The organism is Fervidicella metallireducens AeB (assembly GCF_000601455.1).
Classification (GTDB): domain Bacteria; phylum Bacillota; class Clostridia; order Clostridiales; family Caloramatoraceae; genus Fervidicella; species Fervidicella metallireducens.
The window spans coordinates 126,586-153,416 of the sequence record NZ_AZQP01000001.1 but is presented as its reverse complement, the minus strand read 5'-3'; the positions used below and the strand labels follow the sequence as shown (position 1 = coordinate 153,416).

Annotated in this window: 24 protein-coding genes, 6 tRNA genes, 2 pseudogenes and 1 riboswitch; of the genes and pseudogenes, 5 read left to right on the top strand and 27 right to left on the bottom strand. The window is 33.4% G+C overall.

The window, feature by feature from the left end; all coding sequences use genetic code 11:
* Positions 1–24: 24 nt before the first annotated feature.
* The gene (locus Q428_RS00770; protein WP_035377257.1) at positions 25–801 is read left to right on the top strand and encodes a GNAT family N-acetyltransferase; all 777 of its coding nucleotides are present in this window, start codon (positions 25–27) and stop codon (positions 799–801) included.
* A gap of 9 nt (positions 802–810) precedes the next feature.
* Here Q428_RS00770 and prfB read toward each other — a convergent pair.
* Together prfB and secA are read right to left on the bottom strand one after the other, a co-directional pair.
* A protein-coding gene (gene prfB, locus Q428_RS00765; protein WP_423219564.1) for a peptide chain release factor 2 occupies positions 811–1,918 on the bottom strand; the annotation gives its coding sequence in 2 pieces (ribosomal slippage) (positions 811–1,851 and positions 1,853–1,918; 1,107 coding nt in all).
* A 73-nt stretch (positions 1,919–1,991) separates the two neighbouring features.
* Positions 1,992–4,496: a preprotein translocase subunit SecA gene (gene secA, locus Q428_RS00760; protein WP_035377253.1), complete on the bottom strand. Its 2,505-nt coding sequence runs from the start codon at positions 4,494–4,496 to the stop codon at positions 1,992–1,994.
* Between the two features lie 293 nt (positions 4,497–4,789).
* Between secA and Q428_RS00755 the strand changes: the two genes are divergently transcribed.
* Both Q428_RS00755 and Q428_RS00750 read left to right on the top strand, forming a co-directional pair.
* Positions 4,790–5,677, top strand: coding sequence for a hypothetical protein (locus Q428_RS00755; RefSeq protein WP_035377251.1), 888 nt, complete (start codon positions 4,790–4,792; stop codon positions 5,675–5,677).
* Between the two features lie 106 nt (positions 5,678–5,783).
* Positions 5,784–6,608 carry a GNAT family N-acetyltransferase gene (locus Q428_RS00750; protein ID WP_035377249.1) on the top strand — a complete coding sequence of 275 codons (825 nt, stop codon included), beginning with the start codon at positions 5,784–5,786 and terminating at the stop codon, positions 6,606–6,608.
* Between the two features lie 77 nt (positions 6,609–6,685).
* Here the strand turns inward: Q428_RS00750 and hpf are convergent, their stop codons facing one another.
* The 15 genes and pseudogenes from hpf to Q428_RS00685 form a co-directional block, all read right to left on the bottom strand.
* Positions 6,686–7,210, bottom strand: a complete 525-nt coding sequence (hpf, locus tag Q428_RS00745; protein WP_035377247.1) for a ribosome hibernation-promoting factor, HPF/YfiA family — start codon at positions 7,208–7,210, stop codon at positions 6,686–6,688.
* A 655-nt stretch (positions 7,211–7,865) separates the two neighbouring features.
* The gene (locus Q428_RS00740; RefSeq protein ID WP_051514785.1) at positions 7,866–8,570 is read right to left on the bottom strand and encodes a ComF family protein; all 705 of its coding nucleotides are present in this window, start codon (positions 8,568–8,570) and stop codon (positions 7,866–7,868) included.
* Positions 8,543–10,180, bottom strand: coding sequence for a hypothetical protein (locus tag Q428_RS00735; RefSeq protein WP_035377245.1), 1,638 nt, complete (start codon positions 10,178–10,180; stop codon positions 8,543–8,545). Before Q428_RS00735 ends, Q428_RS00740 begins: the two co-directional genes overlap by 28 nt.
* Positions 10,181–10,272: 92 nt before the next feature.
* Positions 10,273–12,494, bottom strand: a pseudogene (gene recD2 / locus Q428_RS00730) (SF1B family DNA helicase RecD2).
* Positions 12,495–12,593: 99 nt separating this feature from the next.
* Positions 12,594–13,016, bottom strand: coding sequence for a hypothetical protein (locus Q428_RS00725; RefSeq protein ID WP_035377244.1), 423 nt, complete (start codon positions 13,014–13,016; stop codon positions 12,594–12,596).
* Entirely contained in the window at positions 12,998–13,132 is a 135-nt protein-coding gene (locus tag Q428_RS16215; protein ID WP_278244849.1) for a hypothetical protein, read from the bottom strand. Before Q428_RS16215 ends, Q428_RS00725 begins: the two co-directional genes overlap by 19 nt.
* A gap of 126 nt (positions 13,133–13,258) precedes the next feature.
* Positions 13,259–13,405, bottom strand: coding sequence for a YvrJ family protein (locus Q428_RS14750; protein ID WP_084478004.1), 147 nt, complete (start codon positions 13,403–13,405; stop codon positions 13,259–13,261).
* Positions 13,406–13,549: 144 nt separating this feature from the next.
* On the bottom strand, positions 13,550–14,734 hold the full coding sequence (gene metK, locus Q428_RS00720) for a methionine adenosyltransferase (RefSeq protein ID WP_035377242.1): 1,185 nt from the start codon (positions 14,732–14,734) through the stop codon (positions 13,550–13,552).
* A gap of 81 nt (positions 14,735–14,815) precedes the next feature.
* A riboswitch (SAM riboswitch) is annotated at positions 14,816–14,923 on the bottom strand.
* A gap of 127 nt (positions 14,924–15,050) precedes the next feature.
* Positions 15,051–15,428 (bottom strand): YkvA family protein, encoded by a 378-nt coding sequence (locus tag Q428_RS16620; RefSeq protein ID WP_035377240.1) that lies wholly within the window; start codon positions 15,426–15,428, stop codon positions 15,051–15,053.
* Between the two features lie 87 nt (positions 15,429–15,515).
* Positions 15,516–15,600, bottom strand: a tRNA-Tyr gene (locus tag Q428_RS00710).
* 5 nt (positions 15,601–15,605) lie between these two features.
* Positions 15,606–15,681: transfer RNA gene (locus Q428_RS00705), tRNA-Thr, on the bottom strand.
* Positions 15,682–15,688: 7 nt separating this feature from the next.
* Positions 15,689–15,764: transfer RNA gene (locus Q428_RS00700), tRNA-Val, on the bottom strand.
* A gap of 80 nt (positions 15,765–15,844) precedes the next feature.
* A tRNA-Tyr gene (locus tag Q428_RS00695) sits at positions 15,845–15,929 on the bottom strand.
* Positions 15,930–15,934: 5 nt separating this feature from the next.
* A tRNA-Thr gene (locus Q428_RS00690) sits at positions 15,935–16,010 on the bottom strand.
* Positions 16,011–16,017: 7 nt separating this feature from the next.
* Positions 16,018–16,093 (bottom strand) — tRNA-Val (locus Q428_RS00685).
* Between the two features lie 275 nt (positions 16,094–16,368).
* Between Q428_RS00685 and Q428_RS00680 the strand changes: the two genes are divergently transcribed.
* Positions 16,369–17,127, top strand: a complete 759-nt coding sequence (locus Q428_RS00680; RefSeq protein WP_035377238.1) for a tRNA 2-thiocytidine biosynthesis TtcA family protein — start codon at positions 16,369–16,371, stop codon at positions 17,125–17,127.
* Positions 17,128–17,205: 78 nt separating this feature from the next.
* On the opposite strand, the gene Q428_RS00675 is transcribed toward Q428_RS00680, so the two are convergent.
* Complete coding sequence (locus Q428_RS00675) at positions 17,206–17,784, bottom strand: hypothetical protein (protein WP_035377236.1); 579 nt, start codon at positions 17,782–17,784, stop codon at positions 17,206–17,208.
* Between the two features lie 186 nt (positions 17,785–17,970).
* Between Q428_RS00675 and yyaC the strand changes: the two genes are divergently transcribed.
* Positions 17,971–18,516, top strand: a complete 546-nt coding sequence (yyaC, locus tag Q428_RS00670; protein WP_084478001.1) for a spore protease YyaC — start codon at positions 17,971–17,973, stop codon at positions 18,514–18,516.
* Between the two features lie 92 nt (positions 18,517–18,608).
* On the opposite strand, the gene fabZ is transcribed toward yyaC, so the two are convergent.
* The 9 genes and pseudogenes from fabZ to atpD form a co-directional block, all read right to left on the bottom strand.
* The gene (fabZ, locus tag Q428_RS00665) at positions 18,609–19,034 is read right to left on the bottom strand and encodes a 3-hydroxyacyl-ACP dehydratase FabZ (protein WP_201769230.1); all 426 of its coding nucleotides are present in this window, start codon (positions 19,032–19,034) and stop codon (positions 18,609–18,611) included.
* A gap of 228 nt (positions 19,035–19,262) precedes the next feature.
* Positions 19,263–20,266, bottom strand: a pseudogene (gene mreB, locus Q428_RS00660) (rod shape-determining protein MreB).
* Positions 20,267–20,391: 125 nt separating this feature from the next.
* Positions 20,392–20,646, bottom strand: a complete 255-nt coding sequence (gene spoIIID / locus Q428_RS00655; protein ID WP_035377232.1) for a sporulation transcriptional regulator SpoIIID — start codon at positions 20,644–20,646, stop codon at positions 20,392–20,394.
* Positions 20,647–20,782: 136 nt separating this feature from the next.
* Positions 20,783–21,565 carry a M23 family metallopeptidase gene (locus Q428_RS00650; protein ID WP_035377230.1) on the bottom strand — a complete coding sequence of 261 codons (783 nt, stop codon included), beginning with the start codon at positions 21,563–21,565 and terminating at the stop codon, positions 20,783–20,785.
* Positions 21,566–21,668: 103 nt separating this feature from the next.
* A complete protein-coding gene (gene spoIID / locus Q428_RS00645) occupies positions 21,669–22,712 on the bottom strand; it encodes a stage II sporulation protein D (protein WP_035377228.1) in 1,044 nt (347 codons plus the stop codon).
* Between the two features lie 208 nt (positions 22,713–22,920).
* Positions 22,921–24,180, bottom strand: a complete 1,260-nt coding sequence (murA, locus tag Q428_RS00640; RefSeq protein ID WP_035377225.1) for a UDP-N-acetylglucosamine 1-carboxyvinyltransferase — start codon at positions 24,178–24,180, stop codon at positions 22,921–22,923.
* A 19-nt stretch (positions 24,181–24,199) separates the two neighbouring features.
* On the bottom strand, positions 24,200–24,901 hold the full coding sequence (locus Q428_RS00635) for a YwmB family TATA-box binding protein (RefSeq protein ID WP_035377223.1): 702 nt from the start codon (positions 24,899–24,901) through the stop codon (positions 24,200–24,202).
* Positions 24,902–25,009: 108 nt separating this feature from the next.
* Positions 25,010–25,411 (bottom strand): ATP synthase F1 subunit epsilon, encoded by a 402-nt coding sequence (gene atpC / locus Q428_RS00630; RefSeq protein WP_035377221.1) that lies wholly within the window; start codon positions 25,409–25,411, stop codon positions 25,010–25,012.
* Positions 25,412–25,430: 19 nt separating this feature from the next.
* Entirely contained in the window at positions 25,431–26,828 is a 1,398-nt protein-coding gene (gene atpD / locus Q428_RS00625; protein WP_035377219.1) for a F0F1 ATP synthase subunit beta, read from the bottom strand.
* Positions 26,829–26,831 lie beyond the last annotated feature (3 nt).

Here is a 26,831-nt window from a genome sequence, read left to right as displayed (position 1 = left end):
ATATAAATTAATGAGGTGATCTTTATGCCACACTATGCAACAATTTTAGACTATAAAAGGCTGATAAAATACGTTAACTTATTTTTTCTTGATGAAAAGCTGCTATCTAAAGTTTATAGCTCTGGAGATTTAGTTGTAAGTGATTTTAATCCCATGAATTTCTGTTACCCAATTAAATACTATGATGGTACTTTGATTAGATATTTTTCTTCGGATTCAAAGGATATACTTGATATGTGCATTTTTCTTTCATCCAAGCTAACAGGTAAAATATATGTACCACATATCCCGAAAGAACTTTATGAATCCTTTATTCCTTATGGTTTTACCATTGAATATAAAATAGAAAGTTTATATAAATATTGTAATTCCACAAATACTAATAAAAATACATGTCAGTTTGTAAACTATACAAATACTTATTATGAAGCCTTAAGAAGTATTGACTCCCTCTGCTTTCCAAAGCCAATGCTTATATCAAAAAATGATGTTTTAGATTTGTTGAAAGACAAGAATACTATCTTCAGGATATGCATATATGATAACCTTCCAGTAGGTTTTTCTCTTTTAAAAATCAACAATACAATAGAATACGGAAGTATCAGTAAAATTGCAGTAAAACCAGATTATCAGAATCAAGGCATCGGCAGCATGATTCTTCAGGATATTTCAGAAACCTTAAGATTTTATAATATATTTATTATATTTGTAGATAATATTTTTGAATCCTCTACCAATTTCTTTTTGAAAAATAAATTTAAAAGATGGTCTGTTTCATATCTTCTTTCTAAACATATTTAAAGGCTCAGACTATTTAGCCTGAGCCTTTAAATATGCGTTTATAAATTCATCTATATCTCCATCCATAACTCCCTGAACATTTCCTATTTCCACACCTGTTCTATGATCCTTAACCAGGGTATATGGCTGGAAAACATATGATCTTATCTGATTTCCCCATCCAATTTCTTTTAAATCACCTGACAAATCTTCAATTTTTTCCTTACGTTCTCTATCCTTCATTTCAATCAACTTTGACTTAAGCATTCTTAAGGCCATATCCTTGTTTGAGTGCTGAGAACGCTCACTTTGACACTGAACAACTATTCCTGTTGGAATATGTGTTATTCTAATTGCAGATTCAGTTTTATTAACATATTGTCCCCCTGCACCACCTGCACGATAAGTATCAATCTTTAAATCCTCTGATCTTATCTCTATATCCTGTTCTTCCGTAATTTCCGGTAAGACTTCTATTGACGCAAAGGAAGTATGTCTTTTTCCTGCAGCATCAAAAGGTGATATTCTAACAAGTCTGTGAACACCCTTTTCTGCTTTTAAATAACCATAGGCATATTCACCTTTAATCTCAAGGGTAATACTTTTAACCCCAGCTTCATCTCCTGGAAGGAAATCTATAGTTTCAACTGTATATCCCTTTGATTCAGCCCATCTTGTATACATTCTAAGAAGCATCTGGGCCCAATCACAGGCTTCTGTTCCACCTGCTCCAGCATGTATTGTAAATATTGCATTGTTTTTATCATATTCACCTGATAAAAGTGTTTCTATTCTGAGTTCCTCTATTTTATTTTCGATTTCCCTTCTTTCTGCAACAATTTCATCAAGTGCTGATAAATCCTCTACCTCATCAGACAGTTCAATTAAAACCTCTAAATCTTCCACCCGTTTATAAAGGTTCTCATATTTTTCAACCTTATTTTTCAGCATCTTTGTCTTTTGCACTATCCTCTGTGCACTCTCAACATCAGTCCAAAAATCTGGATCCTGCATCTTTTCTTCACACAGTTCTATCTCTTTTCTAAGACCATCAATGTCAAAGAGAAGCCCCCATTTCCTTCAGTGTCTCCATCATAGGTTTTATTGCTGCATAATGTTCTTCAAAATGTATGTGCACACTTATCACCATCCTTAATATACAATTACCCAATCACTAAAAAGCAGTCACGCTTTGAAAAAATTACTCTCCACTATTCCCTTCCACAGCAGTTTTTAAATTTCTTTCCACTTCCACATGGACATAGATCGTTTCTTCCTGCCTTCTTTTCTTTTTTAATTGGTGTTCGTTTTGTAGATGAATCATCAAAGTTAGTTGAGGTTGGTTCTGCAACCCTCTCCCTTTCTATCTTTCTTTCAGCCTTTAATCTATAAAGCATTCTCACAGTTTCTTCTTTAATATTATATATCATCTCGTCGAACATATTCATACCTTCGATTTGATACTCATGGATTGGATCCCTTTGTCTGTAAGCTCTAAGTCCTATACCCTGTTTTAACTGTTCCATTGCATCTATGTGATCCATCCATTTTAAGTCAACGGCTCTAAGAAGAACTACTCTTTCTATTTCTCTCATCTGTTCAGGTTCAAATTCTTCCTCTTTTTCTTCATAAAGTTCAACTGCTATATCGTACAGTTTTTTCTTTATTTCTTCCTTTGAAAGTATTTCAAGTTCTTCAAGTTTTACATATCCCCTTGGCAGGAAAATATCTTCAAGATATCTTATTACTCCTTTTAAATCCCACTCTTCTCTATATTTATCCTCTGATGTATGCGCATCAATGGTTGCATCTATAACATCATTAATCATAGATAAAATGTTTTCCTTTACATCATCACCTTCAAGAACACGGGCTCTTTGGCTGTAAATAATTTCTCTTTGTTTATTCATTACATTATCATATTGTAATAATGCTTTTCTAACTTCAAAATTGTTACCTTCTACCCTCTTTTGAGCAGTTTCAATTGCATTGGAAACCATTTTACTCTCTATTGGTTCATCCTCAGATAAACCTAACTTATCAACTACACCTCTAACTCTATCTGAACCAAATAATCTCATTAAATCATCTTCAAGTGAAATATAAAATCTTGTAAAACCAGGGTCTCCCTGACGTCCTGCACGACCTCTCAGCTGGTTATCTATACGTCTTGATTCATGCCTTTCTGAGCCTAATATCATCAGACCCCCTAGTTCCTTTACTCCTTCTCCAAGCTTAATATCTGTACCACGACCTGCCATGTTCGTTGCAATTGTAACCATGCCTCTTTCTCCCGCATGTGATACAATTTCAGCTTCCCTTTCATGATACTTAGCATTTAAAACCTGATGAGGTATTCCTCTTTTCTTAAGCATCTCAGAAAGCTTTTCTGACATTTCAATACTTATTGTACCTACAAGCACAGGCTGCCCCTTTTTATGAGCTTCTATAACCTCATTAACAATTGCATTAAACTTACCTCTTTCAGTTTTATAAACTAAATCTGGTGCATCAACCCTTGCAATTGGTTTATTTGTAGGGATTACTATTACATCCAGTCCATATATTTCTCTAAATTCCATCTCTTCAGTTAAGGCAGTACCAGTCATACCTGCAAGCTTATTGTACAACCTGAAGTAGTTCTGGAAGGTTATTGTAGCCAGTGTTTTTGACTCCCTCTCTACCTTTACCCCTTCCTTTGCTTCAATAGCCTGGTGAAGTCCATCGCTATAACGTCTGCCTTCCATCAATCTTCCTGTAAATTCATCAACAATAATGATTTCCCCATCTTTTACAACATAATCGATTTCGTTTTTCATTAGGTAATTTGCCTTTAATGCCTGAATAACATGGTGTTGTATTTCCATGTTTTCTGCATCACCATAATTCTCCAGACTGAAGAATTTTTCAGCTTTTTCTATACCCTTTTCTGTTAGAGTAACTGCGTGCTGCTTTTCATCAACTTCAAAATCTTCCTCTTTTCTTAGTCCCTTTGCAAAACTGTCAGCAACCTTATATAAATGAGTTGACTTTTCCCCTGCACCTGAAATAATAAGAGGTGTTCTCGCTTCATCTATTAATATTGAGTCAACTTCGTCTACTATGGCATAATTAAGTTCCCTTTGAACCATCTCTTCCTTGTAAATTACCATGTTATCTCTTAAATAATCAAAGCCAAACTCGTTATTAGTTCCATATGTTATATCTGCATTATATGCTGCTCTTCTTTCTTCGCTGTCAAGGTCATGGGTGATTACACCAACTGTAAGACCTAAAAACTCATATATTTGCCCCATCCATTCCTTATCACGCTTTGCAAGGTAATCATTTACTGTTACAACATGAACACCTCTGCCAGTTAAAGCGTTTAAATATGCCGGCAGGGTTGCAACAAGAGTTTTACCCTCTCCGGTTCTCATTTCTGCAATTCTACCCTGATGTAGTACGATACCACCAATTAATTGAACCCTAAAATGTTTCATTCCAAGTACTCTCCATGAAGCTTCCCTTACAACGGCAAATGCCTCAGGCAGAATATCATCAAGGGTTTCTCCATTTTTTAATCTTTCTTTAAACTTTTCTGTCATTTTCCTCAATTCTTCGTCTGCCAAGCCCTGCATATGAGGTTCTAAACTTTCTATTTTGCTAACTATAGGCATTATTCTTTTTACTTCTTTATCACTATAACTGCCGAATATTTTTTCTAATATACCCATATTTTCACCTTCTCCTCAATAATAAAATGATTATAGCATTTTGAAATTACCTAATCAATAAATGATATATCATGTGTTATCATATACTAACTTTTCAATATTGCTATAATATACATAATTTTTTTTACATAGGTAGCTTTTTTCATTATACCAAATATACTTTGTATTCTCAAATTATTTAATTTATGGATAGTCTATATGTAAAAATTGTTATATTAATCCAATTTTTTATTCCTTCAGAAGGATTTATTCCTTTTTTATAGAATATAATAATCTACAAAGGAGGTGTTGCCTTGGATAACATTCTAATTCAAAACTTAACTGAAGAAATTAAATTACTTCGAGAGGAACTTCACTGTATTAGAAGCTATCTGGGTGTTGATAACCACAATCTCATTAATTCTAAAAAATTCCACAATACTGCAAAAAACGAAGAAAGCTTAGTTACATTTGTTCCAAAAGACGAAGAAAACAACGATGCAATAAAATATCTACTATCGAAAAAAATAAATATTAAAAGCTACAAAGTAGAAACAGAAGATGATATATTCTTTAAATTATCTAACTATCTTGGCAACCGTTATCCCCATCTTAAAGATTTGTATAACACTATTAAACCATCTTTATCAACCGGTGGAAGCTTTTATTATAACATGCAGAATAAACCTCAAGAGGTTATAGCTTATGCCACCCAATTTTGTAATCTACTTCACCAGAATGCCTTTTTAACAAATTATTCTTACAAAAAATCATCGAAAATTATAATCGGAACTCCTCAGAGGATTGGAAAGGTTATAAATTTTTTTACAGGAGGTTGGTTAGAAAATTACATACTTCACTTCCTGTTACAGCTACTTAAAACAAAGGAAATCAATAATTTTTCCTTTGTACAAAATTGTCAAATTGAGTTGCCTAACGGTGACGATTTTGAAATTGATATGCTTTTCGTTATAAATGATTCTCCCATATGGATTGAATGTAAAACAGGGGATTATCAAAGATATATATCTAAATATGCAGATTTTAGAAAAAAACTGGGTACATCAGCAGATAAATCAATTTTACTAGTTTCAGATTTACCTGAAGGCATAAGTAAAAATCTGACTTCTACTTTTCAAATTAAAGTATGCGACCTAAACGAAGGAAAGATGTATATAGAGGATTTAGTAGATAAATTGTAGTTCTAGTGTTATAAAAGGAACTGGTTTTTACGAGGTCACCGAAAAAGTGACCTTTCTTTCTAACTTGTGATTCTGTAGGGATTTTCATATATAAGGGGGAATTTATATGATAAGGTTGCTAACAAATGCTGATAAGGAAGTGGTACTTGAATATGCTGAAAATCATCATATTGAATGTACCTTTATAATCGGAAATGTAATTGGTGTTGGTATTGATAACAATAAGGAAATTAATCGTTCTGGAGATTATTATGGTTATTTTGAGGATGGTAAACTTCAAGGTATACTTCCATTTTATAACATAGGTAGTTGCATACCCCATTATGAAAATGATAAAGCTGTAATATGTTTCGCTGAAATAATGAAGAAGAAAACTTTTTCATTTTTATTGGGTATGGAAAAGATAGTAAGACCTTTATATGAAGCTATTAAAGAAACGAAGGACGTTAAAAAATATGGAGAAGATAGCTATTATATAAATAACAATTATACTCCATACAATCTTGAAGGGATAGATTTCAAATATCCTCACGAGATAGATGAGGATAAGGTAACAAACTTTATGATTCATGCATATGAAGATGGCTTTGACACAAAAATCAACTACGAGGAAATCAAGAAAATGTTAAAGCAGCGAGTGCCTGGAGATGATTTTTTATTTCTACTTAAAGATGGTAAAATCCTTGCTCAGGGATGCATCCAGACCTCAACATCTAAGATTTGTCAGATTGGTGGTGTATACACACTTGATACTGAAAGAGGTAAAGGCTACTGTAAGGCTCTAATCTCTGAACTTTGCAGGATGATAATTGCTAGAGGTAAAACTCCTACTCTAATGGTATCAAAGAAAAATACCCCTGCTGTTAAAGCATATAATTCCATTGGATTTAGACATTATGATGATTATAATATAATTGAATTCAAGCAGTAAAACCCAAAATACCACATTCAAAAAAATGGAGGCCATATAAATTTGACCTCCATTACTTATATCTATTTTAATATCAATCATTGAAAATCTGGTTCTATTAAGCCATAGTTTCCATCTTTTCTTTTATAAATAACATTTACATCGTTTGTTTCAGCATCTCTGAATACAAAGAAATTATGTCCTAAAAGTTCCATTTGAAGTATTGCTTCCTGTGCATCCATAGGCTTTACATAAAACTTTTTATTTTTAACAATTTTGGGCTCCTCATCTATATTATCTTCTTCAACTTCTGGGAATCTGAGTGTTCCCTCATGAATCTTTCTCTCTAATTTTGTTTTATGTTTAATTATCTGCTTTTCTATTTTATCTACAACACTATCAATTGAGGAATACATATCCTCTGTTGCTTCTTCTCCCCTTAGAATCATACCATTAAATGGTATTGTAACTTCAATTATTTGTCTGTTCTTTTGAACGCTTAAGGTTGCATTTACCTCAACCTGAGGATCAAAATACCTGTCAAGTTTGCCAAGTTTCTTTTCTACAATGTCCTTTAATGCATCTGTTAACATTATGTTTTTCCCTACAACTGTCAATCTCATAATATCTACCCCTCTCATAGTAAAGTTAAGGGAATATTTAAAATTTTCTTACTATTATTTTAATCTTTATTTCTATTATATTCAAGTATTTTTGACTTATTTTTTAATATTTATTTTTTTGAAACCCCATTAAAGTTTTACATCATAATTCTTTAAATAAAATATTTTGTTAATAATTATTCTTTCCTACGTTCTCATGTGGATAACTTTTTTTAATTATGTGAATAATGTTTATAAGTTTGTGTATAACTTGAAAATTCTAATATTTAATTCACACACACTGTGGATTAGCTGTAGAAAATTTTACACAACCGAACAAGGATTACATAAATCTCCTACAAGATATTGCATATTTTTATTTTATCCACTTGCATTTTTTTTATTACGATATATTTTTCTATAATTTTCCAATAAAATAAAGACACCTATTCAACTAGCTGACCTGGTCTTTGCCCCCACACTCGCCTGCTGGGGGGTTCGCCTAAGGTGTATTCCTCTCACTACTACCCCTCTCGAATTAAAATTCGGCAGGTCTTACCTCTAAACCGCACCATGCTCATCAGACTTTTGTCTAACTTACGTGGATCGTTTTGCCTGCGACTAGCATCGATTTTCAACCACAGACCTAGTTGATAAAAGTGTCTTTTAAACTGATTTATTTAGTTCTTGCAAAAGAAACTGCCGTAACATAAACCGCCCCTGAAGCTTTAAGTGTCTCAGCACAATAATGAGCAGTTGCACCTGTTGTAATAACATCGTCAATAAGCAGAATCCTTTTGCCCTTTAAGTTTAATGTGCATGAAAAAGCACATTTAACATTATACCATCTATCCCTCTCATTAAACAATACCTGCGAAGGAGTATTTTTTGTTCTTTTTAAAGCTTTAATCATTGGAATATTCACAATATTTTCAAGTTCGGATGCTATTAACTCCCCTTGGTTATATCCTCTTTTTTTAAGTCTAGATGGATGAATTGGAACTGGTACTATCATATCATATTTCAAATCATTACCTAAAACGTCTTTAATCATAGCCGCCATTGTTTTGGCAATATTTTGTTTGTCTTTATATTTTAACTTATGAACTAAATCTCTGCTTATACCCTCATACACACAGGCTGAATAAGTTTCATCAAATGCCATATGTAAATCCTGTTTAAAAATGCTTTCTTCTACTGGTATTTTATTCTCACTATTACTATAGCATTTAATCTGTGACAGGCATCCTGTACACAGATAATATTTATTAGCTTCTTTTAATACTCTCCCACACATGGTACAGGTTATTGGCTCTGGAAAGATTATTTCTAAGAAACAATCTAAAATAAGTCTTATTTTTTTAAGTATCCCTTGTCCCAAGCTATTTTGTTCAGGTTTCTTATTGCAGATTTTGCTAAAGACATGGCCTCACTTTCCTGTGTAGCAACAAAAACTACCTCCCCAAGTTTCTTATTATTTTGCATAGTTGCCATAGAAGACATATATATAAGGGTTTCAGTAGAGTATATGCCTTCATCACTAAACATAACTACAACATTTACATCCTCCATAAGATGTAATGTATCTTTAAAGTCCTTTGATATCAGTATTTTACTTTCTTTTCTTTTAAATCTTAATAATCCTGCCTTTTCATCCTCATCTGATACATCAATTGAATCCTTTTCAAATCCTTCAAGTGTTGAAAGATAAAAATACACCTTATAAAGACCTTCTTCATCAGGTACAAAAATAACCACTCTTATACCTTCACTGATTGACCAATTAATCAAATCCATTGCCATCTGAGGAATAAATGCCTCTGGAGATTTTAAATATCTTGATGTTATTATACGCGGCTCAGGAATTGGCTTTTTAATGTATGTCACAGGTAATATCAATGGGTCTGTAGTAGTATTGATTAAAGAATTCTTTTCCTTTTCAACAACATAGGATATCGTTACAAACTTTCCCTTTTCCTTTGCAGCCTTTGGACATACATATTTGGTATTAATCATCGGTCTGTAAATAAAGGAATACCTAACATCTAAAATTACCAAATCAAAACTTTTGTAAAAACATGGATAATTGTCGTAGGAGCATATCGTTATATCAAGGTTCTCACCTCTAGAAAAAACATTCGTTACAATTCCAACCTTGGCACCATAAAAATTATTACCAAAGAACTCTTTTGTACTATATGCCATTGCTGTTGAAGTTATATATAAAACCCTTCCACCCCTTCTGATTATGTTAAAAACACCTGTTGAAACAATATCATATTCAAAGGCAGAAGGAGCACACCAGATTACACAAGACAGCTTCTTGGATTTTAAAAAATTAGTAAAATCATTCTGGGCATCCTTTATGACATCAGATAACCTCTTGTCTTTTAAAATTATATTTTCAGGTATACTTATACTATAATTATCAGCAGCATATACCAATATATCATCCTTTTCAATACCAAGGGTACAGCTAGGACACGGCTCCCTGTTACATATAAAGCATGTGTGTTTATTTTTTACCTTATGGATGGCGCAGGTCATTTTTATTCTTCTTTGACAATATAAGGTCTGAATTATAATAGTCATTTCCTCACTGGTAATTCCCAGTTTATCCTTTATACCCAGCAGTTTTTCCAGACTTAAAATTTTTCCTACTATTATCTCCTCAACGGACGCAATTTTTTGAGGAGAAGGTATTTCTATTCCATTGTTTATTTCATATTTTATTTTTTTAACATCATTTTTTCTTAATATATTATTTATCATATAATCTTGTGACGATATGAGTTTTCCTATAATAGATGATACTCCATATATGCTTTTTAAAATAATCTCTGCCTTCTCAATTGATATTTTCGGTGTGATAACCTCTATTTTATCTATTTTTCTTGTCCTCTTTAATATGCTGAAATCTACAAGGGGATTTATGGACATATCATATATATATCCTCCTCTTCCCCTCGCCTTAAAAATAACTACATCCAAACCAAACACCCCTTTTGGTTTCATAGACATCAATTTAATATTTTCAAATAATTCTACACTATAAATATAATATGCTTACTGTTTTAAAACTGTTATTTTATTATTTGTACTAAATTTACTATTCTTTTTTTGAGGCCTGAAAATCTTTTTGCTATTGTTTTATTTTTTACCATCATTGATAGTGCTGGTCTGGTACCTGTTAGAACAACTAGCTGTTTAGCCCTTGTTACACCTGTGTATATAAGATTTCTTGTCATTAGCATAGGCGGCCCATAGCATACTGGAATTACCACCACAGGAAATTCACTCCCCTGACTCTTATGTATAGTTATAGCATATGCAAGTTCAAGTTCATCAAGGTTACTAAAATCATATACAACCCTTTTTTCATCGTCATATATAACAGATAGATTTTGATTTTCTTTATCTATCTCTTCTATAAAGCCAATGTCTCCATTAAAAACACCTGTTCCTTCTTCTTCCCCTTCTCCAGCAATCCTTCTCCATTCTATATTGTAATTATTTTTAATCTGCATTACCTTATCCCCTGCTCTGAAAACAAAGTCTCTAAACTCCTTTTCTCCCTTGGTACTTGACGGAGGATTTAAAACTGCCTGAAGCCTTTGATTTAGATTATATATACCTGCTTCACCCTTTCGCATCGGGGATAAAACCTGAATGTCTTTTATTGGATTAAATCCATTTTTAAATGAAGGCAGACGTGTATTAACTAATTTCACAATTTCCTCTACTATTTCAGATGAGTTAGGCTGATGTATAAAGAAAAAATCCTTGTCCTTTTCATTTAATATTGGCAATTCACCATTATTTATTTTATGGGCGTTGAGAGTAATCAAACTGGTATCTGCCTGTCTGTATATTCTGTTTAACCTGACTACACTTATAACTTTACTCTCTATAATATCCCTTAATACATCCCCTGGGCCAACTGAAGGAAGCTGATCCACATCACCAACGATTATTAATTTTGTACCTGCAGCAACTGCTTTTAACAGGCTGTTCATTAAAAGAATATCCACCATTGAGGCTTCATCTATTATTATTACATCAGCTTCAATAGGATCACCTTCATCTTTAGAAAATGACGGATATCCCTCACCAGGTATGTACTCCATCTCCAATAGTCTATGTATTGTCTTAGCTTCGTATCCAGTTGTTTCAGTAATCCTCTTAGCTGCTCTTCCTGTTGGAGCAGCTAAAACTATAAACATACCTCTTTTTTCAAATATTTTAATTATGCATTTTATAATAGTAGTTTTCCCCGTTCCTGGTCCACCAGTAATTATACATACCCCGTTTTTTACACCTTCAATTATTGCTTGTCTTTGCTCTATAGCAAATTCAATATTATTCTCTTTTTCATATTCGGTTATTTCTTCATCTATTCCATCAGAATTACCATTAAAATTGTTTAATGATAATTCTAATATTCTCTTAGCTACACCAAGTTCAGAAAAATATAAAGCATTTAAATATACACCAAATCCATCCTCCATCTCCTCGGTTACAATCTGTTTTGATGTCATTAAAGCAACCATAGAATCTTCAATTAGATCTGATGGGACATTTAACAGCTTCATACATTCCTGTTTTAACATTTCTTTTGGCATATATGTGTTTCCATTTAACGTAAAATTAGAGAGGATATATTTTATACCCGCCATTACACGGGATTTGGAACATAAGTCTATACCCAAATTTCTTGCTATTTTATCAGCGGTTTTAAAACCAATACCTGAAATTTCATCACAGAGTCTATATGGATTTTCTTTAACAATCCTTACTGTATCCTGGCCATACTTTTTATATATTTTTAAACCATAAGTTGTACTAATTCCATAGCTCTGAAGAAAAACCATAACCTGTCTTAATTCCCTTTGTTCTTTAAAGGCCTCTGCTATAACTGCAGCTTTTTTCTCACCTATCCCATCTACTTCCGTTAATTTCATAGGATTCATTTCAATTATATCAAGGGCATCTGACCCAAATTTCTCCACTATTTTTTTAGCCGTAACAGGTCCAATTCCAGTAATTAATCCAGAGGCTAAATATTTTTCTATTCCATCTGTTGTAGCAGGTATTATTTCCTCACATGATTCTACTTTAATCTGCTGCCCAAAGGTATTATGAACACTCCACTCCCCCTGAATCTTAACCTCCTGACCTTCAGTTAAAAAGGCATATAGCCAACAACAGAAATTAACTCTTTATTATATTTTATCTTCGCTACAGTATACCCATTTTCGTCGTTTTTGTAGACTATTTGTTCAACTCTACCCTGTATTTCAACCATTTAAATCTCTCCTATATAAATCCCAGCTGTTTGGTATCCCTAGAACAAAATTAAGTGTTCTTACAGAATCAAATCAGCTATCTTATTAAAAGAATTATATCATATGTTCCCTTTCCTCTCCATGGTTGTTTTGATTAAATTAATCTGCTTTAATATCTCTTCTATACCCTCCATAACCAAATATTCTTTACCTGTTATTTCTATATTAGTTGATATATAGCTTTGAGCTACCCTTTCCTTTAGAATTCTTGCCATTTTTATTCTTTTTATAATAGTTCTATTACTATCTTTAAATATTATTTTTTCACCGTTGTTTAAAATGAGATACTTGTCCTTAATTTCCTTAATAGTATTTATATTTAAATAACCATATCCTCCATCCCGGCTGACACGTGGTTTTCTTACCTTTACTGGTATTAATATCTCACTTTCACTTATGTATAACGGTGCAAGATTTCTTTGATTTAATATCTTTTTACTTCTATTTTTTATGGCACGAAAATCTAAGCATCTGTCAAGCATATGCCATTTAGGACAGAATTAATTCTTTTATTTTTTATTCGTTCTCCTTCTGAGTCTTTAATTATGCAGCAATCACCAATTTCATTCATATATTTTGGAATAATAAAATATATCATTTACTCACCCCATTCCAATTAATTACATTTATTATAATACGAACATATGTTCGTGTCAATAAAGACCATCAGCCCTGAGAACATGTTTTATATACATAATTCATGCTCTCAGCTGATAAATCTGTTTTATTTTCCCATGGCTGCGATTGTTTTTGATAGCTCATTAATGCTCTCAGTAAGCCTTTCAAGTTTAGCTTCAATCCGTATAAGAAGATAAACCGAAATGACTATTGGAAATCCAAAATTTGCTATACTTTTAAAAATCTCCTCCATTTTTTCACCTCCCTATTTTAAAAATTGATCACTATTTGGAATTTTATATAGGCGAAATGAACCGATGCCCAAGAAATCCTTCATGGGGCTAATAAATTTATAACTTTTTTAACAGCCTAAAAAAATAGCCCCTAAGGGCTATTTTTATTCCATCATTGCTTTCTTTATTTCTTCTACCTTGTTCAGGTTTTCCCATGGTAAATTTAAATCTGTTCTACCAAAATGTCCATAAGCTGCGGTTTGTCTATATATTGGTCTTCTAAGGTCTAATTCTTTAATTATTGCAGCAGGTCTTAAATCAAATACCTTATTGATTATTTCAACTATCTTATCGTCTGCTATCTTTCCTGTTCCAAATGTATCTACTTCAATTGAAACCGGTCTAGCAACACCTATTGCATAAGCTACTTCTATTTCTAATTTTTCTGCAACACCAGCAGCAACTAAGTTTTTAGCAACCCATCTTGCAGCATATGCAGCTGAACGGTCAACCTTAGTTGGATCCTTTCCTGAGAAAGCACCACCACCATGTCTTCCATATCCACCATAAGTATCAACTATAATTTTTCTTCCTGTTAATCCTGAATCTCCATGTGGTCCACCTATAACAAATCTTCCAGTTGGGTTTATGTAATACTTTGTATTTTCATCTAAAAGATTAGCTGGTACAACCTTGCTAACTACATGCTCAAGCATATCCCTTTCTATTTGTTCTCTAGTTACTTCTGGGCTATGTTGAGTTGATATAACAATTGCATCTATTCTTACTGGCTTATTGTCATGGTATTCTACTGTTACTTGTGTTTTTCCATCTGGTCTTAAGTATTCAAGGGTTCCATTTTTTCTTACTTCTGCAAGCCTTCTTGATAATCTATGTGCCATTGCTATTGGAAGCGGCATGTATTCTGGTGTTTCATTACATGCGAAACCAAACATCATACCTTGGTCTCCTGCTCCAATTGCTTCTATTGCGTCCATTTCTCCTTTTTTAGCTTCTAACGCAGTGTCAACACCCATTGCTATATCTGATGATTGTTCATCAATTGAAGTTATTACTGCACATGTATCTGAATCAAAACCATATTTAGCTCTTGTATACCCTATTTCTTCAATTGTCTTTCTAACTATTTTAGGAATATCAACATAACAATTTGTAGTTATTTCTCCCATAACAAGAACCATACCTGTTGTAACTGCTGTTTCGCAAGCAACTCTAGCATTTGGGTCCTTTTCTAGTATTGCATCTAAAACTGAGTCTGAAATCTGGTCACAGATTTTATCTGGATGTCCTTCTGTTACTGATTCTGAAGTGAATAATCTCTTTACCATTGAACTACCTCCTTGTATATAAAAATTTATTTTGACATAATTAAAGCCTCTTCAACATGAAGAGGCTTGATTTCTCAAACATCCTCATCTACCAGAATATAACATTCTGCAGGAATTGGCACCATAGTAGCTTTTGCCACCGGTTGCCGGGTTTCATCGGGCCCGTCCCTCCACCTCTCTTGATAAGGGTTAAAAAATAGTATTCGTTTTTACGATAATTAATGTTATCACAAGCTTATTTAGTTGTCAACAATATTTACTCTTCATCCATTTAATATTTTTTTCAGAAACAATTTTGTTTATTCATAATCTGAAATTATAATATTTTAAACCTTCTCAGTATCTTTAATAATATTAAAATCCATAAAAGTATAATAAATAATCCCGCATATTTCCCTTTTTTCTTAAATTCTTCAGGCAATTCCTCTATATTTTCATACTCTTTAACAACATCTTTTGGAATAAGTCTTAATACAACAGATATACCTAAGGGTATTAACAATAAATCATCTAAATATCCTAATATTGGGATAAAATCGGGTATTAAATCTATTGGACTTACAGCATAAAGTAACACAATTAATGCTAATATCTTTGTATACCAGGGAGTTCTTTTATCTAAATATGCCATGTAAAGTATTGAAATTTTTTTCTTAATCTCAACAATCCGGTTTTTAAAACCATCTAATTTCATAAAGATACCCCACCCTGATTAATATATTATATAATTTACCTCAGAATATTTTTCAGAAATAATAAAAAAGACGCTTTTAGCGTCTTTTGGTGGAGGAGGATGGATTCGAACCATCGAAAGCTGTGCTAACGGATTTACAGTCCGCCCCCTTTGGCCACTCGGGAACTCCTCCGCATTTGGAGCCGGCTATAGGACTTGAACCTACAACCTACTGATTACAAGTCAGTTGCTCTGCCAATTGAGCTAAGCCGGCATTTATATGGTGGGCACAACAGGGATCGAACCTGTGACCCTCTGCTTGTAAGGCAGATGCTCTCCCAGCTGAGCTATGCGCCCATATCTTAATGACATATTCTATTATATATTGTGTTTTAATATTTGTCAACATTATTTTTTATGACAATATAATTTTATTTTGGTGGAGGAGGATGGATTCGAACCATCGAAAGCTGTGCTAACGGATTTACAGTCCGCCCCCTTTGGCCACTCGGGAACTCCTCCGTATATGGAGCCGGCTATAGGACTTGAACCTACAACCTACTGATTACAAGTCAGTTGCTCTGCCAATTGAGCTAAGCCGGCATTCATATGGTGGGCACAACAGGGATCGAACCTGTGACCCTCTGCTTGTAAGGCAGATGCTCTCCCAGCTGAGCTATGCGCCCGTCAAATTTGTTTGCCGTCCCTTGAAGACATAGATTAGTATACATAATATTTGTTTTAATAGCAATACAACAAGTGTATTAAATTTTGAGTTTATATATTTTACGCAGTATTCCTATTAAAATCTTTATTTTTCGCTCATGTTTACATAATATTTTAATCCCCATATTCTTGTTTTCAGTTCTTAATTTTTATAATTGACTTTCATATTTATAAAATTTGATATATAATTTACCTTGTGTAAATTGGCATACTTTTAATAGAAAGGTGATATGTGATGAAACAGATACTAAGTAAACTTAGAAGGGCTATACAGGACTTCAATATGATACAAGATGGAGATAGAATTGCAGTTGGTTTATCTGGGGGAAAAGACAGCACCTTGCTTCTTCTTGCTTTAAACCAATATAGAAAATTTTCACCTCAAAAATTTGAACTATGTGCAGTTACCATAAGTATGGGACTGGAAGGATACGACCCCTCTCCCCTGATTGAATTATGCAAAAAAGAGGATATCACTTACAAAATTATTGATACTCAAATAGGAGAAATATTATTTAACGTTAGAAAAGAAAAAAATCCGTGCTCACTATGTGCAAAAATGCGAAGAGGTGTCCTGCATGATGCGGCAAAGGAATTAGGCTGTAATAAAGTTGCACTTGGTCATCATTCTAACGACGCTATTGAAACATTCCTAATGTCATTACTTTATGAAGGGAGAATAAATACATTTTCACCAGTGACTTACCTTTCCATAAAGGATCTTTATTTAATTAGACCTATGGTATATGTTAGTGAGAAGGATATAATTGGAACTGTTAACAAACTCAATCTTCCAATTGTTAAAAACCCATGCCCTGCCAACGGTCATACTCAAAGACAATACATGAAAGATTTGGTAAAACAAATTAAATTAGATATCCCTCAAGCTGAAGATAATATACTTGGAGCATTAATGAATATAGAACAGCTAAATATCTGGGATAAGTCAAAAATAAGCAGCTTATGTAATGGAATAAATAAAGATGAAAATTAAAATGGCTGATAAGTCAAGTGAATTTTAAAAACTCTGCCCCATAACAGGTTTGAATTCACAATGACTTATCAGCCAGATTTATTGTTGAAATTTATCAACTATTTTAATCAATCTTTCATATTCTTCACTTTTTAATCTTTTCTTCAACATATCTAAAATTTTTCTAGTATCTTCATAGCTAGGTCCCCTATCTATTGCCCTTTTAATATCATTTATTTCTGAAGTGCTGAAATTTTTTGATATCTTGATTAAAGATATTTTATCTTCGTAGTCCAACTTTTTTTCATATTCCTTTGCCTGAGATAATTGGATTGGTTTTGAGCCTTTTTTATTCTGTACATTCAATGAAAGTGTTTTATATGCTTTGTTTCTATTGCTTAGACTTAAATTATAGTCTTCATCATTTTTAGATTTCATCATGCTGTATCTTAGAAAATATTCTTTTATACCATTCTCCATGTTTATTTTTTTGTTTTTTTCCTTTAATGAGTTCACCTCTATGTCATCTTTACTATCAAGTGGTAAATTAATCTCTTTTTCAAAGTCATCAAAAATATACCCTGTTCCATCTGGTTTTTCTACATGAGTTGTAGTATCAATTTCATCAAGAACCTCGTTAACAGGGAAATTCTGATTTTCAATTCTAAAAGTCATCATGCAATGACCGTTATTAATGTAAGTACGCATATAAGGGCTGAATCAATAATTTTTTTCACTGCATAACTCACCTACCTTCTAATATTACATCTGTTATTATTACTTTTTTTAAAATAATTATTCATCGAATTTTATGTAATAAAATTACTCCCCTTATTTATATATATAATCAAGGGGGTGAAATCTTTGCCAAATAGTAATATTGATTCTGTAGGTATTAGACTTAACTATGAAGATGAAAATGCATCTGAAATGCTAGGACAATATTTGTCATCATTTATTAAAGAAAAAACTTTAATAGTTTGCATAGGAACTGATAAATGTATTGGAGACTGTCTTGGACCTTTAGTTGGTACATTCCTATGTAAATCTGATTTTCCACACCCTGTCATAGGCACACTAGAAAAACCCGCTCATGCAATTAATCTTGAAACAGTCATTAAGGGAATAAAATCAAAGTATCCAGATTATTTTGTTATAGCCATTGATGCATGCCTAGGTTATGATGATTGTGTAGGAGATATCCAAGTAAAAATGGGACCTGTTCATCCTGGAAAAGGAGTGGGAAAAACCCTTCCCCGTGTTGGTGATATTTCAATCGTTGGGGTTGTTGATACTATAGATAATTCTGACTTATTTTCAATCAGAAACATACGATTAAATTTTGTTATGAAAATGTCTGAAGTTATTTCAAGAGCTTTGTTATTAGCAGCGAACAAGGACCTATTTTAAAAAAGTCACGAAATCTAAATATTTCTAAATTAACAAAGCCCATAATCTTAAATAGATCCATGGGCTTTATATGAATAAAAATTTTTTAGTTGTTATTTTAATATTGCAAACATTAATTCTCCTTCTGCAGCTATTTTACCGTCAACAGTTGCACAAACCTTTGCTTTTCCGATACCCCTTTTTAGCGCAATCATTTCAGCCTCCATCTTCAATGTATCTCCTGGAACTACTTGTTTTCTAAACTTCATTTTTTCTATACCAGTAAAAACAGCGAGTTTTCCCTTATATTCTTCCGTTGACAATATTGCAACTGCCCCTACCTGTGCCATTGCTTCTACAATTAAAACACCAGGCATTATTGGATTACCAGGAAAATGTCCTTGAAAAAAAGGCTCATTAATTGTTACATTTTTAATTCCAACTGCTCTTTTACCTTCCTCAATTTCCATTATTCTATCAACCAGTAAAAAAGGATATCTGTGTGGTAAAATACTCTGAATATCTATGTTCTCCATAATATCTCCTCCATTCAGCACTTTTATTTTATTATAATACAAATTGAGGATAAATTGTAGTCTGGTAATAAAAATTTTATTATCAGATAATATGTGTTGATTATATTATATTTATCAGAATTAAAAATAAAAGGTCTCCCTTGAAAATTCAAAGGAGACATATAGACATAGGACTACCTTAAGTTGCAAAAATACTTCTACAGACTCATCAGTCTGATAAGTTAATGAAAGTTAATATGCTGCAACTGTTACATCCTGATATTTTTCTAAATTTTGTATAACAACTCCCGTTCCCTTTGCAACACTAGCAATAGTATCATCTGACACCCTGACTGGTACGCCTGTTTTTTCCTGAATAAATTTATCTAGTCCCCATAGAAGAGAACCTCCACCTGTCATTAGAATTCCCCTCTCACTGATATCAGCAGCTAGTTCAGGTGCGTTTTTTCAAGAACGGAATGTACACATTCTGCAATTGCATTAACTGGTTCTTCTAAAGCACGTCTCATCTCTTCAGATGTTACAATAATGTTCTTAGGAAGTCCTGTTATTAAATCCCTTCCCCTGACTTCCATAGATAAATCTTCTTCCCTTTCAAAAGCACAACCAATATTAATCTTTAAGTCTTCAGCTGTTCTTTCACCAATCATTATTTTATTATGTTTCCTTATATATTTTGCTATTGCTTCATCAAATCTATCACCAGCAACCTTTATTGATGAACGTACTACCATTCCACCTAGGGATATAACTGCAACATCGGTTGTACCACCACCAATATCAACTACCATGCAGCCACTAGGCCTTGAAATATCTAGACCTGAGCCTATTGCTGCAGCTATAGGTTCCTCAATCAGGTATACTTTTCTTGCTCCAGCATTTATTGCTGCGTCTTTAACTGCTCTTTTTTCAACCTCAGTTGCCTCACACGGGATGCAAATCACAACCCTAGGCTTTCCCCAACCCTTAGCTCCACCAGATTTCCTTATAAAATACTGAAGCATCTTTTCAGTAATATCATAATCTGATATAACACCATCTCTTAATGGTCTGATTGCAACAATGTTGCCAGGTGTTCTTCCAATCATTTTTCTTGCATCCTCACCTACAGCAAGAATTTTGTTATTTGATTTATCTATAGCCACAACAGATGGCTCATTAAGTACAATTCCCTTTCCCTTGATAAATACAAGGACACTAGCTGTACCTAAATCTATGCCTATATCATTACTCATGCCAAACAGTCCCACGTATTTTCACTCCCTACTATTTTAAAACATTGTATATTTCTATAAATATTCTATAAATATTATAGAAATCCTTCTATTAATAGGAGTTTTTCTTTGTAGGATGAAATTTATTATAAATCTGCTGCTTTGTATTTCATTTTTGTAGCTTTTCCACCTCTTATGTGTCTTTCTGATTTATTTAAATCTAATATGTCCTTTGCTTCTTTTGCTACTTGGGGATTTATTTTGGGCAGCCTCTCTGTTATATCCTTGTGTACTGTACTTTTACTTACTCCAAACATTTTTGCTGTTTTTCTAATGGTGGCTCTTGATTCAATTATATACCTAGCTACTTCTAGAACTCTTTCTTCAATGTAGTCCTTCAAATCAGGTACCTCCTTTAAATGCTTCTTTTATAAAATATGACAAAACATATGAATTTATAATTGAAAATTAATAATAATCTTAAAAAAGGGCGCTTACCAACAAATGAAAGTTCGCAAGCCCCCCTGTTTTCTATGGCTACTTCAAATAGTCCATAGGATTAACTGTTACATACTCTTTGTTAACTTTCTTTTTTACAGTAAAATGTAGGTGGCTTCCTTCAATACTTACAGCCTCTCTAATCGAAGTATCTCCTACTACACCAAGTACCTGCCCCTTCTTAACTACATCATTAACCTTAACCTTTACATTTTCATTTAAATTACAGTAATAAGATCTGACTCCATTGCCATGATCTATAACCACTGTAACTCCAAACCCCGATTTAGTTCCATGCAATATCGTATTATCCTGATTTACTTCAACAACTTTGCCACTTTGTGCAGCTTTAACTTCTGTTCCCATATCGCACATGATATCAATACCCTCATGTGTTTCCCATTGCTGCATCGTCTTTGATTCTTGTAGTTGCTCTTTGTCAAAACCTTTTACTATATCACCCTCAACTGGCATAATCATTTTGAATTTTGGATTGCTGTCTTTTTTAACAACAGCAGTATTTTTTTCTGTTGAAGGTTTTGTAGTGGAAATGGAACTAGTATTATTTGTGTTGTTCAGGGTTTCTGTAGTGTTGTTAGAAGGGTTAATTACAGGGTCTGCTTCATTTTGAACAGGCTTTTTTGAAGTTTCTTTTTCTTCCACTATCTTATTTGTTCCAGGCTGACTGGTAATGTCCTTGTTTTGCCTAGATATGTATACAGCGGTAACCGCAACTATACATAAGCAGACAAATAAGATAATGTAGAAGCCCTCCTTCTCAAATAATTTAGATGATTTCTTAAACATGTTCTTAACTCCCATTGAGAACACCTCCATTATTTAGTTTGTCCAGAATATGGAATATAATACATGTGGAGAGAAAAAAATTTAAGAGCATCCTACAATATGTAAGATGCTCATTTTTTTACTTTTTATTCTCAAATACTTTATCAATCTCCTTAAGTTCTGTTCCTTTATAATAGTGCTTCAAAATCTCACTATAATTACTTCCTCTTTTAGCCATTTCATTAGCCCCCCACTGGCTAAGCCCTACCCCGTGACCACTTCCAACAACCGTAAATATTATGTTATCTTTATCAAATTTGATGGTAAAGTTAGCGGATTTCAGTCCAACTGCCCACCTGATATCTACACCTGTAAAAATTTTATCTCCAATTTTTATATCTTTAACCCTTCCTCCATCTGTATAGGATATTACTTTAACTTGGGATGATAATGTTTTTACAGATAGCTTTAATGACGGGTTACTTTCTTTTAGCCTATTGATAAAATCCTGCTTTTTTAATGTAACCACAGAAGTAAATCTGCTGTTTCCTTTTTCATAGGGACTATCTACACTAACCAGGTATGGAGATTCATAACCAAATACACTGACACTGTTTTCAGTTTTTCCACCGCTTGATGCGTGGTACTTTATATCCTTAGCCAGCTTTCCTTCATATGTTATAACCATTCCTCTTGTAGAATCAACTGCATCAGAAATTTTTTTCCAATATTTCTCTGCATTTTCGCCATCCCAGCTTTTCATCCTTTCCTGCTTAGACATCCAGGCTTGACAATGAACCTCACTGCATACATCAGCTCCATTATGTCTGGCACATCCATTCCCTCCATATACATTCATATGTGCAACTGCAAAGGTTCTTGCTGCTATAGCCTGTGCTTTTAATGCCTCTAACTCAAATGAAGCTGGTGTTTCAGCTGCAACTACTCCTCTTAAATAATCTTCCAAATATAATTCAATAATTTTATCCTCAGCCTTATTGTATAATTTTATCTTTGGTCCACCATTTTTGTCATTATATTCAACTTCCTTAGGAACTTTTTCTGTTATTTTGTGTATAATTTTAGGTAGTTCAATACCAGGTCCAACTCCATTAAGCACTATTACAGGAATTATTATCATTAAAAAAACTATTAACAAGACATAATATCCAACTTTTCTCACCAAACAACCTCCCTTTTGTAAAAAACTATGGACAATCCTCATATACAATTTTATTTTTATAATATGAAAATTATGCTTGTTTTTAATCATGTGTGTAAGTTTAAAAACACAAACCCCATAATCTCCTCAGTCAACTGCCCCAAAGCTTTATTTTCTTGATTGACTGATGAGATTATAGGGTTACTGTCATATATATAATTCTAGATTTTTATTCTGTTATTCTTTCTATATCTGCCCCAAGTAATTTAAACTTTCCAACTACATCAACATAGCCCCTGTCTATATGGTGAACATCAAAGATTTCTGTTGTACCTTCCGCAACTAATCCTGCTAATATCAATGCTGCTCCCGCTCTTAAATCTGTAGCTTTAACCTTTGCTCCTGTCAGTTTGTTTTTCCCCTCTATAACAGCACTTCTTCCATCAATTTTAATATCTGCACTCATCCTCTTAAGTTCCGTAACGTGCATAAACCTATTTTCAAAAACTGTTTCTGTTATGATTGATGTTCCCTCAGCTATACTCATCAGTGCCATAAACTGTGCCTGCATATCTGTGGGAAATCCTGGATATGGCATTGTTTTTATATCCACTGCCTTTGGTCTGTTTTTTCCTATTACCCTTATTCTGGTTGGTTCCTCTATTATTGTTATTCCTGCTTCGTTAAGCTTTGCTATCATAGGTCTTATGTGCTCAAGAATAATATTTTCAATAATTACATCTCCATGTGTTAAAGCAGCAGCAACCATATATGTTCCAGCCTCAATTCTGTCAGGTATGACTTGGTGTTTTGTACCATTTAACTCTTTCACTCCGCAAATCTTAACTGTATCAGTTCCAGCCCCAATTATGCTTGCCCCCATGCTATTTAAGAAATTTGCTAAATCAACTATTTCAGGTTCCTCAGCTGCATTTTCTATTGTTGTTTCCCCATCTGCTAAAACAGCAGCCATCATTATATTTTCTGTTGCCCCAACTGATGGAAAATCTAAGTATATTTTGGCACCCTTTAATTTGTTACACTTGGCTTCAACATATCCATGTCCCATTGTAACCTCGGCACCAAGTGCAGCAAAACCTTTTAAATGTAGGTCTATTGGTCTTGTTCCAATGTTACAGCCCCCTGGCAGAGAAATTTTAATTCTTCCAAATCTCGATAACATCGGTCCCATAACCAGAAAGGATGCCCTCATCCTTCTCACTAACTCATAGGGTGGTTCTAAAATGTTTATATTGTCTGATTTTATTGAAATACTTCCACTATTTCTTTCTATATCAATTGCTGCTCCAAGAGAATGCATTACATTACATATAACATCAACATCATCTAATAATGGAATGTCTTCTAATATACATTCATATGGACTTAATAATGCAGCTGCAATAATAGGCAGCACAGAATTTTTAGCTGCACTTATTTTTACCTTCCCTGTTAATCTGTTACCACCATTTATTTTGATTTTTTCCATGAATAATCCTCCAATCACTCTAATATTCTAAGGTTATAATAGGGTTACCTATCCATATGTACGTGCAGCAATTTACTTCACTGTATCTTAGAGCGACATTTAAATTTACTTTTTTTCTGCTTACATCAATGCTATTACCAAGTCCCGGTATGTAACCATAAAGGCTTACAACTTTGCCATCGTCAATTTTCCCTATTACATTTCCACTATTTTGCATAAAAATTTTTTCTCCAATTCCCTTCATCTCAGATATAGAGAATCTCTTGTTATATTTTCCTTGTATTAAAGTTGAAAAGGAGGGCTCCACATTATATATAGCAAAAGCTTCTGAAATAGTCCTCCATATATTATTTATATTCTCGATAGTGCTATTGTGTGATAACATAAATGAAACATAAACGCCTTTTTTATCCTGAAGCTGTCTTCCTTTTATGTGAGCCTCAAAATTATTATTTTTTAAAACCAAATGCGTCATATCATCTGTGAAAATTTTATATTCTCCTTTTATTTCAGAACTTTTGAACATTGTTTTCAGTATTGTTTCCATGTCTTCATCAGAAAAAAATTCTGCACTTCCTTCAATGTCCATTCTTATAAATTCCGCCTGAGACTTTTTGAAACAACTCATCATTGTTTCTTTTCCATCTGTTGATTTACTGATAGATAATGTAACTATCAGTATAATCAAGGTGATTATTATATATTTGCTCCATTTTTTCAAATTATCCCCTCCCACTGCATTTTTGATTATGCCCTAAAAAAAAGATTTTATTCAGTCAGCTTTAACAGTCATAATTAAGCAAAAAAATAAAGACAGATTTCTCTGTCTTTATTTTATTTCTGTTATCTTAAGCCTTGTCATTGCCCTGAGTAGTGCTAATTTTGCCCTTTCAACATCAAGGTTTTTATCTTTTGATTCAAGTCTATTCTTTGCTCTTTCCATTGCCCTCTTTGCCCTTTCAATATCAACTTCTTCAGGCCACTCAGCGGAATCGGCAAATAAAACCCCTTTGTTGTCTGATATTTGAAAAAATCCTCCAGAAACAACTGCTTTTTTTGTTTCGTTGTTTACAACTATTTTAATTATACATGGCAGAACACCTGTAGCATATCCTACATGATTTGCCAGAATCTGAACCCTTCCAGTTATAGAGTTCATACTTACTGAATTTACTTCGCCTTCAAAAAAAACTTTTTCTGGAGTTATTAATTTAAAGTTGAATGCAGCCAATGAATCACCCCCCGCAGACTTAGCTGTCCTTCATTAAGTTAGCTTTTTCTACTACTTCTTCAATGGTTCCTGCAAATAAAAATGCTGATTCCGGTAGATTGTCATGCTTACCCTCAAGTATTTCCTTGAAGCCCCTTACAGTTTCCTTTATAGGGACATATTTACCTTTAAAACCAGTAAATTGTTCTGCAACACTAAAGGGCTGTGATAAAAACCTTTGTATTTTCCTAGCCCTGGAAACAACAACCTTATCTTCTTCTGAGAGTTCATCAATTCCTAAAATTGCAATTATATCCTGAAGTTCTTTGTATCTCTGAAGTATATTTTTTACTCCCTGAGCTACATCATAATGTTCTTCACCAACAATTCTTGGATCTAATATTCTTGAAGTTGAAGCAAGGGGATCAACCGCTGGATATATTCCAAGCTCAGCTATTGATCTTGATAAAACCGTTGTGGCATCAAGATGGGCAAATGTAGTCGCTGGGGCTGGGTCAGTTAAATCATCAGCAGGTACATATACTGCCTGAACTGAAGTTATAGAACCGTGCTTTGTTGAAGTTATCCTCTCCTGTAAAGCTCCCATTTCAGTAGCTAAGGTAGGCTGATAACCAACAGCAGAAGGTATTCTTCCAAGCAGTGCAGAAACCTCTGAACCTGCTTGTGAAAATCTAAAGATGTTATCAATGAACAACAGAACATCCTGACCCTGATCTCTGAAATATTCAGCCATTGTCAGCCCTGTTAAAGCAACCCTCATCCTTGCTCCAGGGGGTTCATTCATCTGACCGAAAACCAATGCTGTTTTACTTATTACTCCAGATTCTTTCATTTCATAATAAAGGTCGTTACCTTCCCTGGTTCTTTCTCCAACACCTGTAAAAACTGACAAACCTCCGTGTTCCTTAGCTATGTTATTAATAAGTTCCTGAATCAGTACGGTTTTACCAACTCCGGCTCCACCAAACAAACCTATTTTTCCACCCTTTTGATATGGTGCTATCAGGTCTATAACTTTTATTCCTGTTTCAAACATTTCCGGCTGAACCGACTGTTCCTCAAAGGAAGGGGCTTCTCTATGTATTGGATAATACTCCTTGGCATTAACTTCTCCTTCATTATCTATTGCCTTACCTAAAACGTTAAATAATCTTCCTAAAGTCACTTCTCCAACAGGGACTGATATTGGTGCACCTGTATCAACAGCCTCCATTCCTCTAACAAGTCCATCAGTAGAATCCATAGAAACAGTTCTGACTATATCTCCTCCTACGTGCTGCATTACTTCACATACGAGTATATGCCCATTATTGTTAATTTCTATGGCATTATAAATGTCAGGAAGATGATTGTTTTCAAATCTTATATCAACTACTGGTCCAATTACCTGAACTATTTTCCCTTTATTTAACTCCATATT

Coding starts and splice junctions, on each gene's coding strand:
- Q428_RS00770 (WP_035377257.1), top strand. CDS start 25: ATGCCACACTATGCAACAATTTTAGACTATAAAAGGCTGATAAAATAC.
- secA (WP_035377253.1), bottom strand. CDS start 4,496: ATGGGTATATTAGAAAAAATATTCGGCAGTTATAGTGATAAAGAAGTA.
- Q428_RS00750 (WP_035377249.1), top strand. CDS start 5,784: ATGATAAGGTTGCTAACAAATGCTGATAAGGAAGTGGTACTTGAATAT.
- hpf (WP_035377247.1), bottom strand. CDS start 7,210: ATGAGATTGACAGTTGTAGGGAAAAACATAATGTTAACAGATGCATTA.
- Q428_RS00725 (WP_035377244.1), bottom strand. CDS start 13,016: ATGCTTGACAGATGCTTAGATTTTCGTGCCATAAAAAATAGAAGTAAA.
- Q428_RS16215 (WP_278244849.1), bottom strand. CDS start 13,132: ATGATATATTTTATTATTCCAAAATATATGAATGAAATTGGTGATTGC.
- Q428_RS14750 (WP_084478004.1), bottom strand. CDS start 13,405: ATGGAGGAGATTTTTAAAAGTATAGCAAATTTTGGATTTCCAATAGTC.
- metK (WP_035377242.1), bottom strand. CDS start 14,734: ATGGTAAAGAGATTATTCACTTCAGAATCAGTAACAGAAGGACATCCA.
- Q428_RS16620 (WP_035377240.1), bottom strand. CDS start 15,428: ATGAAATTAGATGGTTTTAAAAACCGGATTGTTGAGATTAAGAAAAAA.
- Q428_RS00680 (WP_035377238.1), top strand. CDS start 16,369: ATGAAACAGATACTAAGTAAACTTAGAAGGGCTATACAGGACTTCAAT.
- Q428_RS00675 (WP_035377236.1), bottom strand. CDS start 17,784: ATGATGACTTTTAGAATTGAAAATCAGAATTTCCCTGTTAACGAGGTT.
- Q428_RS00650 (WP_035377230.1), bottom strand. CDS start 21,565: ATGGGAGTTAAGAACATGTTTAAGAAATCATCTAAATTATTTGAGAAG.
- murA (WP_035377225.1), bottom strand. CDS start 24,180: ATGGAAAAAATCAAAATAAATGGTGGTAACAGATTAACAGGGAAGGTA.
- atpD (WP_035377219.1), bottom strand. CDS start 26,828: ATGGAGTTAAATAAAGGGAAAATAGTTCAGGTAATTGGACCAGTAGTT.